Below are 11,422 nucleotides of genomic sequence, written 5' to 3'. Positions count from 1 at the left end.
AAGCAGGCCTGGCCGGGAACCATAACGAAAGACTAAGCGGAGGAACCTTTCTCTCGTTATGGTTTTACAGGATTTCGCTATATTTCCTTAAAATTAGCCGGACTGCACATAGCGCGGCGTTATCTTCAATAGCTCGAAAAAAAAGTAAAGAAAGCTATTCTTTTAATTCTTTTATCAATTTATCAACCCTCGCTATTCGCGGATTAATTTCATTTTTTACTCTTTTTTTATTTAAAAAATATCCATAAATCCCTACTGCGATTACAGCTAGACTGTTAAAAGCAATAAAATGAAGTGGTACCTTCTCCCAAACGGCAATAGTACACAACAGCATTATAGGGTAAGCCGGTAAAATTCCCCAATACAAATAAGTTTTAAGGAACTTCTTTTGGACTTCAAGATATTGCCTATTCTTTTTTAGATATTCAAGATAATTATCTTCTAAGTCACTTGGCTTAAACCTACGAACACCTTTATATTTAATTATCAAAATAATAGCCAAAATTATCATAAGAGCTATCGCTGTTTTCACTAGAACAAAAGGAACCTTGAATATTATAAAAACACAAACTAAAATCCCAATTACTGCTAATGCTACCTCAAAAAGCTCCATATACTTCCACCAACGATGTAGACGACCTAAACTTGATTGTAATTCTATCATCAATTTAGATTTCTCAAACTTTACACGTTCTTGATTACTAGACGATTGCCAAATTTTAATTAATTCATCTTCTATCATAATGTTTTATTTATACAATTCAACAATTTTGACTTGATTCGATTGATTTTTACAGCTACATAGTTTTCAGATAATCCGAGAATACTTGAAATTTCTTTATAAGCAATACCCTCCAAGTAAAGTGCAACTATTGCCTTATCCGCTTCATTCAATTCTTTCACACATTTTCTCAAACTATTGAGTTTTTCATTTTCATCTTCGCTATTTTCTTCATAACCAAAATTGGCAATGGTAAGACTATCTAACCTTATGAATCGATTTTGATTCTTAGTGTGCTTAGATTTAAAACGGAGGCAAACATTTAGGGCAACTCTAAACATCCAAGTTCCAATACTAGAATTAGATTTAAATGTGCTAATCGACCTCCAAATATGAACCAGAACTTCTTGAAAAAGGTCTTTGGCGTCTTCATCATCTTTAGAATAAATCAAGCAAATTCTAAATAGCTTTTCCTGATTATGTTCTAGACCATTTAGAAATATGGTTTCCTGTTCTTTTTTCATTGATAAATCCTCTCTCTACTATTTTAGTTACCAAATTCTTTTAAATATGACACTTTATTGCTAAAAAATTTCGATAAAGCAGTCAAAGAACTTTTACCTGAACTGAATTAGCTAGTTTTCGTAGATGGACTTTTGAGCTAGTCCGTATAGATGGACTTCACTCAAACGCAACTGTTACGCGGGACTTTACTCGGACGGAATAAAATGGGAACGGAATCGAAACGTTCTTACTCTTGCGTGTCGCTACAGAAGATAACAATGGCTATAGGCAATACGGGGCTTTAGTGCTTGCTGGAAGGTAGTCGTGTAAATCGAGCCCCGCAAAGCCCTGTTGTTAGTCTTTATGGTTAAATTTAAAAACGAAAACAGGGCTTTGCTACTTGCAAGACTGAAACGTATTTGCTTAAAAGTCCCCGTACTGCCCATAGCCGAAGCCGTTGTAAAACATTTTGACCAACAGCCAACCAATGAAAAAAATAATATTTGCATTACTTTTAATTCCCTTTTTAGGGTTTTCCCAAACTGACAATAAAATTGAGGGACTGAATTTTGACGCACCTTGCGAATTAGAATACACTCGAAATTTGGGAAATCAAAATAACTACAGTTGTGTAACGCAAGTAAGCACAGGAGAAATCTTCCAATATTCAATCACAGTTCAAAATTTATTTGAGGAAATGAGCGGATTGAGTGGAAATACACTTAAAGCTTTTAAAGAACAGTTTTTAAAAACAACGACCGAAAACGCTGAATCGAATAATGAAAAAGCGGAAAATATTGTTTTGGCAAATGGAGAAAAAGCTGTGAAAATTGAATCTTTTTTGACTTATGCAGACCAAAAATTTAAAAACACGTCTATAGTCTTTCTATATAAACAAAAGAGCTTCATTGTCAATTTAACAACAAATGACTTGACAAGTACTAAATCAAATAGTCTTACCGAAAGAATTAAAATTAAGTAGTTGAAATCTAAAATAGTGAAATACACGCCTATTATTTTACTGCTTGTATCAAGTACTAATCTTCTTGCCCAAAATCATAGATATGATAGATACGATGGTCCTCGTAGTTTGAGTTTGGGTGTTAAATGTCTCTTGATTGGTGGAGTTGTTTGGGGAATTGGAATGCTCTTGGGCAGATTATTAAAAAAAGATGAAAACGGAACAATATCAGATGGACAAAAAACTGGAACTGGAATAGTTGGATTTTTTGTTATAATTGGAGCGTTAATTGCTGGTTTTGGTCTGATAATGTTAGGATTTTAAATAAAAAACGTTTTACAACAATGGCTATAAACAATTGCTTTTACAGGCTTATCCTGAAAATTCCTGCGGAATTTTCAGCTTGTCGTGTACTTGCAAAAGTCCGTGCTACCCCACGCAACTGTTCATAGCCGAGACCGATGATGTCGAATACGCCTGCGGCGTACTTTTGTTGCACTGCTAACGCAGCTACCGCACCAAAAGCGGGTCGACATCATCGCCGCGCTATGCCGGATCGCCAAATCCGTAGGATAAGGGACCTCTTTGCCATAATCGCCGCTACGGCTTAACTACTCGACATATCAGGACACTAAATGCAATCCGGTTCGGCCAATTTTATTCCCAATACCGCAAAATCCCTAGACCATTAGACCGCTGCGCGGTCCGGCCGGGAACCATAACGAGAGACTAAGCGGAGGAACCTTTCTCTCGTTATGGTTTTACAGGATTTTGCTATATTTCCTTAAAATTAGCCGGACTGCACATAGCGCGGCGTTGTAAGCCATTTGAGAAAAAAATATGAGAATATTAATAATCCTAATATTTATTTCAAATTTGACTTTTGCCCAATATTGGGGAGGACAAGAAATTAATGAATCTGATTTAACCAATTGGATACCAAAATTTGAAATTGAATATGCTGGAACTTATCATTTTGGAGAAAGTGAAAGTGAATCTGATTTTCACTTATTTTTCTCAGGAGATTGCATCATTGGACAAGTTCAGAATGGATATTGGGAAGAAAACACTGGAATTTGGAAAAGTAATTACATAACATTAACGAACATATTGATAGATAAAAAAGGAAAGTTCACGAGCGACCAACATTCTGGACAATTTATAAGATATAAAACGGAATCTGGTGATTTAGTAAAAGGAATTAGAATTGACAATCCTTGGACGAGTTGGATTGAGAATAGTAAATTTGAAATTGGAACTAGAACTCAACTCAAATTTGAGAACATCTATTATGGAAAATTTAATGAAGCATCTTCTAGAAAATTAAACATAGAAGAGTTAAAACAAATGAGTTCGGAAGATTTGAAATTAATGCGAAATGAAATTTTTGCTCGATATGGTTATACTTTTAAAAAAGGAGGAGAAATGGACAAGTATTTTAGAAAGCAAGAATGGTATAAAGCTCAACACAAAAAGGTCGAACAGTATTTGACAGAAATTGAACTGTATAATATCGAACTGATTAAAAAAACCGAATAAAAACGGCTTACAACACGGTGTATAAAACATAGCTAATAAATGCTTAACCGCAAGGTTTTTGTATATTTAGAAAGCCCGGCAAATTTTTAAATTTGGCTTTTAAAAAAGAGAAAATTAAAACCAAAATATAAAAATTCGGCTCTGTGTTGTTCCGAAAAGTTAGTGTCTTTTTGCACGCTACGTTTCATACACAAGTCCGATGATGTCGAATACGCCTGCGGCGTACTTTTGTTGCACTGCTAACGCAGCTACCGCACCAAAAGCGGGTCGACATCATCGCCGCGCTATGCCGGATCGCCAAAATCCGTAGGACAAGGGTCCCTTTTGCCAATATCGCCGCAACGGCTCCATTACTCGACATATCAATCGCTATATGCAATCCGGTTCGGCTAATTTTAATCCCAATACCGCAAAATCCCAAGGCTTCACGGCCTGCCAAGCAGGCCTGGCCGGGAACCATAACGAAAGACTAAGCGGAGGAACCTTTCTCTCGTTATGGTTTTACAGGATTTCGCTATATTTCCTTAAAATTAGCCGGACTGCACATAGCGCGGCGTTGTACGCAAGCTATAGCCAGAGTAGGATAATTAAACAGGAAAAATAACGACTTAAAAAAACAAAATGAAAAACTCTATTTTCTTATTCTTAATTCTAAGCTCGGTATCGGTATTTTCCCAAGATGCAAAATATAACGTTTCCTCTTATCTGACAGAGGGTACTAAAGCACCAAATACCCATTATATAGGAGAAGCTTGGTTGAATCCCATTATTCACGATGATAAAGAATTGGGCTATAACATTACAAAAGCGACCTTTAAGGCCAACTCAACGTTGGATTGGCACAAGCACGGTTCAGCACAAGTCTTGATAATTGTTGATGGAGAAGCCTATTATCAGGAGAAAGGGAATGAACCCGAAATCCTGAAAGAAGGTGATATAATCAAATGTGAAAAAGATATCGAACACTGGCATTCCTCGACCAGATATAGTGATGTTACTTATTTAGCCCTATACAGTGGCGAACAACCGACAACTTGGACCGAGGTGGTAACACAAGAATATTATGATGAAGTAGCCGAAGAGCTAAAAAGCAATTGATATTTATCGAAGTTTATAAATCATGTAAATCCAACTAAAACGACAGTGTCAAAAAAATGTGGGTAAGCCGCAAACAAAAGAGATGGATAGCTTAGAGATATTTTCTTTTATCTAGTAGATTTTTTAGGTATTCGAAAGCAATATTAAATATCGATTTATCAAGAACCTAGAACACAAAATTAATGCTGTACTTTTTGAAAATTCTAGGTAAAGAACAATGATAGAGTACAGACAAAAATTAAAAGAATACAAGATCGATAAGCAGTAGAGAAAGCCAGCGTACAACACCGGCTATAGCAAATAGGGCGGTAAGTACTGTTTCCATTGGCCTGGGCTTACTTACTGGCACCGCCAAATCTTTTGATTTGGCTTTTAGAAAAACAAGATAAAACAAAATGCAAAAGATTCGGCTAGGGCTTGGCGGATTGGCCGGTGCGTGCCGACCGCCCTACTTGCCATAGCCATGACCGTTGGCAACAAGCAAAAAAAAAAATGACTTCGAAGAAGTATAATTCAGTCGGAAAAGTAACAGCTCTGATTTCATTCATAATCAGAATACTGATTTTTGGAACATATTTTTTTACCTCAAACGCCGATTTATTATTTCTCGGTTACGGATTTGTAGTTCTTGCAGGAATAGTCAACCTGATAATTTTAATTATAATCTTGACTAAAGCACAATCTGACAAAGCCAATCGTAAAGGATTATTGAAAACTGGCGGACTAATGCTTTTAAATCTTCCAATTATGTTTGCTTGTATTTGGGTCGCGATGATTGTGCTTGGAAATATGCGAATTACATTCACAAATGGAACTCAGAACAAATTGACTGATATTAAAATTGTTGGTTGCGAAACGGAACATATCGCAGAATTGAAACCGAATGAAAGCAAAACGGTTTGGGTCGGAATTACAGGCGATTGTTCAATTGCTGTCGAATATCTGGAAAACGGAGAACAAAAATCAGAAACTGTTGCTGGATATGTAACTGGCGGAATGGGACAAAAAATGAAACATAAAATAGACGGACAAGATAAAGACATACTCTGAAAATGCCAGTTGCCAACAACGTATATAGCTCATAGCTAATTAGTTGCTTAAATGAAGTTAAGGCATATTTGCAAGTCTGCCAAATTTTTAAATTTGGCTTATTGATAAAAAAAGGTAATAAGAAAATTAAAAAATTCGGCTCGTACTTAACCGAATAGTTATTGCTAATTTGCACGCTACGAGCCATATACAAAACCGATGATGTCGAATACGCCTGCGGCGTACTTTTGTTGCACTGCTAACGCAGCTACCGCACCAAAAGCGGGTCGACATCATCGCCGCGCTATGCCGGATCGCCAAAATCCGTAGGACAAGGGTCCCTTTTGCCAATATCGCCGCAACGGCTCCATTACTCGACATATCAATCGCTATATGCAATCCGGTTCGGCTAATTTTAATCCCAATACCGCAAAATCCCAAGGCTTCACGGCCTGCCAAGCAGGCCTGGCCGGGAACCATAACGAAAGACTAAGCGGAGGAACCTTTCTCTCGTTATGGTTTTACAGGATTTCGCTATATTTCCTTAAAATTAGCCGGACTGCACATAGCGCGGCGTTGCCACACATTTAAAATGACATACTCACAAGAAGAAATATATAAGTTTACAGGACAATATGATAAAATAGTTTCTGTCTCTTTTCGATATGGTTCTGAATCAAGAGAAAAATATGGCAACCATATAACTGGAACTTTTTACTACACACCAGCCGAAAGAGAGAATTTAGAACAGATAATAGCCAACGAAGAACACCCAAAAACTGATGGACAAATAAAATTCAAAGTTGGTAGAGGAATAAACAAATTGACAAATGAGCAAATTGGAGATTTAAGATATGAAGGAATTTTGGCATCTGATATTATAGAAATTTTATCTTTTGCAAAGCATGTTGAAAACGAATTTTCAAAATCTGACATTAGAAACTTACCAGACCCGATAACTATAAAATCCAATTTTTCTGATATTGACGAAGAAGAACTAACACTATGGACAAATAATCAACGACTGAAGAACGGATATAAATTAATTTCAGAAGAAATAAATCGTCATAATGGAATTATCCTAAGAAAATATGAAGACCAAATGCCAAACGAGCATTTAAAAAACTTTAAAGACCTCCAAACAGGAGAAATAAAGGAAAAACTCAAATATCATTATCTGAATAGCAAATATTTCAAAGATTTACTTTCCGATGAAGAAAAGACTGAATTTGAAGAAGTAATAAAAAAAGAAGTTGATGCAAAAATCCAAATTCTACGAAAAGAACTAGAAAAAAGTCAAGAAAGATGGAAAGAAGTCGGGATAGATTATAAACAAGCACTTGCTTGGCTAATTCACTTCTCATCAAACTTTAGACCTGAAAGATTAACGCACGGAAAAATACCTGTATGGTGGGATTACGAAAGCTTGTTACACATTTATATGCGACACGTCAGTGAAACACAAGTTGGAGAGCGATTTGAATCAAAAACCGTATTTCAATATAAATTTAAAGATATTAAGAGAGTGATTGAAACAGTTCTTAAAAATACCGAAGATGAAATAATAGAGCATTTTACAAATAATCCTGAAAGAGATTTTAAAAAGGTTGGAACGCAAAGTATTTACTTCAATGGAGATTACTACGCTTTTCATATCAGTCCAAACGGGAGATTAAGGACATTCTACAAAAACAATTGAAGAAAAAACGTGTGGCAACATTGTATATAAAAAATAGCGCAAGTCTTTGCTAACACTAAGGTTTGGGCATTTTTGGAAAGTCGCCAAATTTTTAAATTTGACGATTTCCAAGTAAAAATATAAATAGTAAAATTTAAAAATTCGGCTTGTGTTTAATCCGAAAAGTTATCGCTTATTTTCTGCGCTACTTTTCATATACGGAGCCGATGATGTCGAATACGCCTGCGGCGTACTTTTGTTGCACTGCTAACGCAGCTACCGCACCAAAAGCGGGTCGACATCATCGCCGCGCTATGCCGGATCGCCAAAATCCGTAGGACAAGGGTCCCTTTTGCCAATATCGCCGCAACGGCTCCATTACTCGACATATCAATCGCTATATGCAATCCGGTTCGGCTAATTTTAATCCCAATACCGCAAAATCCCAAGGCTTCACGGCCTGCCAAGCAGGCCTGGCCGGGAACCATAACGAAAGACTAAGCGGAGGAACCTTTCTCTCGTTATGGTTTTACAGGATTTCGCTATATTTCCTTAAAATTAGCCGGACTGCACATAGCGCGGCGTTACCTACCATTTAACAAAATGAAGTACTTTACATTTCACATCGACGATTCTGGAGCAATTGAGGACATTGATTATAAAAAAGTAAATGGACAAAATATTACGATTTGTAAAATGTATGACGACGATGAATTCAACAAGCTGAATGACATTTTACATTCTATTAATGAGTTCATACTGAATGAAAAAGTATTGAACATTTTGAAGGACAGAAAAATGATACAGTATGATTTGAGAAAAGCAAAAGTGCTTCGAAAAGAAAAACTGTTCGGAATTTTAAAAAAGAATAAATCCTACGATTATTTTGACTTGACTTTTCCTGACAAATACGTAGACGAATGTTATAATTGGATTGACTTTGAGAAAAGCGAAATATTTGCGACTGACGAAACTGGAAATGTCATTAAAATCTTATCTCATCAACAAGAATTGGAATTGATTGCGGAAAATAAATCTGACTCTCAAAAAAAATATTCTTTTGAGACTAAAAAAGTGGTTTTTGGAAAAAACTTCGATTATGATTTTGACTTGTTTAAAATCCCTCATTATTCGTGGGGAATTTATGTTTCGGAGAGATTAAAAAACAAATTGGAAAGTGCTAAAATAACTGGGATTGGATTTGCAGAAAGTAAAGAGAAACTTGGAAAAATGTGGAAACCGCATTTCCCAATAATAGAATTTGAGGGAATAAAAACGGTAGGTAACAATGTATAACCGCAATTACGGCGGATTCGACTACGTCCGAATCCACTCGGAATTGCTAAAGCCTGTGATTAATCGAAAATTAACGCATTCTAACCCGTAACTGACGGTTATACGAAGCCGTTGTGCTTAATACCAAAAACCTTTTCTCTTGATTGATAATATTCACACAATTATATTAAAAGACAATTCAGAATATTTTAAACTTCTTAAACTTATTTATGGTAAAGATGGTTCTATTTATGTCTCCTTACCATACTTGAAATCAGCGGAATCAGTAGTAATGCTATCTACTGTTAATTATAGCAAAGACCTTGTAGATATTTCGTTTAACGAGACAATAGAATTCGATTCGGTAGATGATAACTTTAATAGCTTAAAATTAAGTCATCATAAAAGTGGGCTGATACAAGTTTCAGGTAATGGTATAAAATCTGGAATTGATGAGAATGGAAATCTAAAAGGTATTGGTGTTCAAAGTTTTCCTTTAGATAATCCTGTCCCCGGACCGACCATAATAGCAACTATTTATGGCTATAAAGAATTTAAAAAGGTCAATACGATAAAAAAGGATTTCAGGATATTCGACATAGATAAACTACTTCATAATGATAAAATGAGATGTCTGATTGTAAGCTGCTATTGCTTCAATGAAACCTTTAAACGATTTATTAGATTTGATGAGAATAGTAACATGATAATAAGCCTAAATCATCCTTCAGGAACAACTATTCCATTAATGGTTTTATTACCAAAGGAAAACTGCGAATGCCAAAGCTTTTTGGGAATTGAATTATATTTTGAAAAAGGCATGGAAGAACATGCTTCCCCAAGCTATTTTCTCAGTTCAGCAACGGGGAACATGCGATATAATAATAAGAAAGAATTATTAGGAGACGCAGTCTTTATAATGAATCCTAGACAAAATATCACTACAAGGAACCATCTTAATTATAACATAGAGGGAAAAAGTACTAAGCACAACAATGGCTATAGCAAATAGGGCGTAAAGTCCCATCTCCATTGGCCTCAGCGTACTTGCGAACACCGCCGAATCTTTTGGATTCGGCATTTATAATGAACAAGATAAATACGAACGCAAAAGATTCGGCTAAGGGCTTGGCGGAAAGGCCGGTGCTTCCCGACCGCCCTACTTGCCATAGCCGAAGCCGATGATGTCGAATACGCCTGCGGCGTACTTTTGTTGCACTGCTAACGCAGCTACCGCACCAAAAGCGGGTCGACATCATCGCCGCGCTATGCCGGATCGCCAAAATCCGTAGGACAAGGGTCCCTTTTGCCAATATCGCCGCAACGGCTCCATTACTCGACATATCAATCGCTATATGCAATCCGGTTCGGCTAATTTTAATCCCAATACCGCAAAATCCCAAGGCTTCACGGCCTGCCAAGCAGGCCTGGCCGGGAACCATAACGAAAGACTAAGCGGAGGAACCTTTCTCTCGTTATGGTTTTACAGGATTTCGCTATATTTCCTTAAAATTAGCCGGACTGCACATAGCGCGGCGTTGGCGTGCATTAAAGGAACATCGAGAAAATGATTAAAAACAGTAGAATTTCGAATAACATAAATCAATGGAATATTGAATATGACCAAAACGGATTTGTGTCTGACGAAAATTGGTTAGTTACTGCTGAAAAAACAGAAGATATTTTACAATTAAGTCATATTTATCAGGAAGGACCGATTTTGGATGTTGGATTTTACACAGACAATTATAAAATATATGTCATTTATGACAATGATTGGGATAAACCAAAAGAAGTATTTGAATCTCAAAAAATTGAATTTATAGAAGATAAACTCTATGAATTGATTGACAAATATGCAAATTCCTGAATTAGTGTGCATTTGACAAAACACAGTGAATGAATCAAAATTTAATTGACAATTTGAATAAAGGACTTTTTCTTGAAATAAGCAATCAACTTCTTCCTTGGAAAACACCTTTTAGTGAATTAAAAAAATTAGGAAATCCAGAATTAATCAAACACTCTGAACAGCGAACTGATTTGATATGGAAAGATGAGAACATTTTAAACGGACTAAAAGTTAATCTCGTTGTTATGAAATGGGCTGGAATTGGAGGTTTTAAAAAAAAGCTTACGCAAGCATTCTCTTATATTTCTGACAAGGAATTTGAGGAAACAAAAACAAAGCTGGATTCTGAATTAGGACAAAAAGGAAAGTTTAAAAAAATAAATGAATTAGAACATAAATACTATTGGAATTTAAAACAATGCAAGATTGAATTGAGTGAACGAGAAAGATTCGGAACTTATTGGACTATTACTGTTAAAAAGAAAAATAATATTTTGTTCTGGAAATAAAAAACGACACGCCAACAACGTATAAAATTAATTGCTTGTTACGAGCTTGCTTACGAAAATCCTCGCGGATTTTCTATTCGGTTTGTACTTGCAAAATTAGTTGCTAAAACACGCAACTAATCTTATACAAAACCGTTGCCATTAATTATGAAAAACCGAAATTCCATTGAAATATAAATGCATAATTTTTGATTGTGATGGAATACTTGTCGATAGTGAAGAAATTTCAAATTCGATTCTTGTTCAAATGGCAAAT

General features: G+C 35.8%; 12 protein-coding genes. 10 read left to right on the top strand and 2 right to left on the bottom strand.

Annotated elements, in window-relative coordinates:
* Nucleotides 1-154 precede the first annotated feature (154 nt).
* A complete protein-coding gene (locus tag ACKWBX_RS18445) occupies nt 155-742 on the bottom strand; it encodes a hypothetical protein (RefSeq protein WP_413970203.1) in 588 nt (195 codons plus the stop codon).
* A complete protein-coding gene (locus ACKWBX_RS18440) occupies nt 739-1,245 on the bottom strand; it encodes an RNA polymerase sigma factor (protein ID WP_413970202.1) in 507 nt (168 codons plus the stop codon). The genes ACKWBX_RS18445 and ACKWBX_RS18440 overlap by 4 nt, the downstream gene beginning before the upstream one ends.
* 467 nt (nt 1,246-1,712) lie before the next feature.
* Between ACKWBX_RS18440 and ACKWBX_RS18435 the strand changes: the two genes are divergently transcribed.
* The 10 genes from ACKWBX_RS18435 to ACKWBX_RS18390 all read left to right on the top strand — a co-directional run bounded on the left by ACKWBX_RS18435 (nt 1,713) and on the right by ACKWBX_RS18390 (nt 11,166).
* Nucleotides 1,713-2,207 carry a hypothetical protein gene (locus tag ACKWBX_RS18435; RefSeq protein ID WP_413970201.1) on the top strand — a complete coding sequence of 165 codons (495 nt, stop codon included), beginning with the start codon at nt 1,713-1,715 and terminating at the stop codon, nt 2,205-2,207.
* Entirely contained in the window at nt 2,208-2,510 is a 303-nt protein-coding gene (locus tag ACKWBX_RS18430; protein WP_413970200.1) for a hypothetical protein, read from the top strand.
* A gap of 516 nt (nt 2,511-3,026) precedes the next feature.
* Entirely contained in the window at nt 3,027-3,725 is a 699-nt protein-coding gene (locus ACKWBX_RS18425) for a YARHG domain-containing protein (protein ID WP_413970199.1), read from the top strand.
* A 621-nt stretch (nt 3,726-4,346) separates the two neighbouring features.
* Nucleotides 4,347-4,823 (top strand): cupin domain-containing protein, encoded by a 477-nt coding sequence (locus ACKWBX_RS18420; RefSeq protein WP_413970198.1) that lies wholly within the window; start codon nt 4,347-4,349, stop codon nt 4,821-4,823.
* Between the two features lie 417 nt (nt 4,824-5,240).
* Nucleotides 5,241-5,873, top strand: a complete 633-nt coding sequence (locus ACKWBX_RS18415) for a hypothetical protein (protein WP_413970197.1) — start codon at nt 5,241-5,243, stop codon at nt 5,871-5,873.
* Between the two features lie 571 nt (nt 5,874-6,444).
* Nucleotides 6,445-7,551: a hypothetical protein gene (locus ACKWBX_RS18410; RefSeq protein ID WP_413970196.1), complete on the top strand. Its 1,107-nt coding sequence runs from the start codon at nt 6,445-6,447 to the stop codon at nt 7,549-7,551.
* Nucleotides 7,552-8,313: 762 nt separating this feature from the next.
* Nucleotides 8,314-8,826 (top strand): imm11 family protein, encoded by a 513-nt coding sequence (locus ACKWBX_RS18405; RefSeq protein ID WP_413970195.1) that lies wholly within the window; start codon nt 8,314-8,316, stop codon nt 8,824-8,826.
* Between the two features lie 139 nt (nt 8,827-8,965).
* On the top strand, nt 8,966-9,817 hold the full coding sequence (locus ACKWBX_RS18400) for a hypothetical protein (protein WP_413970194.1): 852 nt from the start codon (nt 8,966-8,968) through the stop codon (nt 9,815-9,817).
* Between the two features lie 555 nt (nt 9,818-10,372).
* Nucleotides 10,373-10,675: a hypothetical protein gene (locus tag ACKWBX_RS18395; RefSeq protein ID WP_413970193.1), complete on the top strand. Its 303-nt coding sequence runs from the start codon at nt 10,373-10,375 to the stop codon at nt 10,673-10,675.
* A gap of 29 nt (nt 10,676-10,704) precedes the next feature.
* Nucleotides 10,705-11,166: a hypothetical protein gene (locus ACKWBX_RS18390; protein WP_413970191.1), complete on the top strand. Its 462-nt coding sequence runs from the start codon at nt 10,705-10,707 to the stop codon at nt 11,164-11,166.
* Nucleotides 11,167-11,422: the final 256 nt, after the last annotated feature.

Origin of the sequence: Maribacter algae (genome assembly GCF_047345745.1) — a bacterium.
Taxonomy (GTDB): domain Bacteria; phylum Bacteroidota; class Bacteroidia; order Flavobacteriales; family Flavobacteriaceae; genus Maribacter.
Note: the sequence above shows the minus strand (reverse complement) of the source record. Positions and strands in the feature narration are given on the sequence as shown.

Bases quoted from the DNA above. Each gene is read 5' to 3' on its own strand.
- ACKWBX_RS18445 (WP_413970203.1), bottom strand. From the start codon at position 742: ATGATAGAAGATGAATTAATTAAAATTTGGCAATCGTCTAGTAATCAA.
- ACKWBX_RS18440 (WP_413970202.1), bottom strand. From the start codon at position 1,245: ATGAAAAAAGAACAGGAAACCATATTTCTAAATGGTCTAGAACATAAT.
- ACKWBX_RS18435 (WP_413970201.1), top strand. From the start codon at position 1,713: ATGAAAAAAATAATATTTGCATTACTTTTAATTCCCTTTTTAGGGTTT.
- ACKWBX_RS18425 (WP_413970199.1), top strand. From the start codon at position 3,027: ATGAGAATATTAATAATCCTAATATTTATTTCAAATTTGACTTTTGCC.
- ACKWBX_RS18420 (WP_413970198.1), top strand. From the start codon at position 4,347: ATGAAAAACTCTATTTTCTTATTCTTAATTCTAAGCTCGGTATCGGTA.
- ACKWBX_RS18410 (WP_413970196.1), top strand. From the start codon at position 6,445: ATGACATACTCACAAGAAGAAATATATAAGTTTACAGGACAATATGAT.
- ACKWBX_RS18395 (WP_413970193.1), top strand. From the start codon at position 10,373: ATGATTAAAAACAGTAGAATTTCGAATAACATAAATCAATGGAATATT.
- ACKWBX_RS18390 (WP_413970191.1), top strand. From the start codon at position 10,705: ATGAATCAAAATTTAATTGACAATTTGAATAAAGGACTTTTTCTTGAA.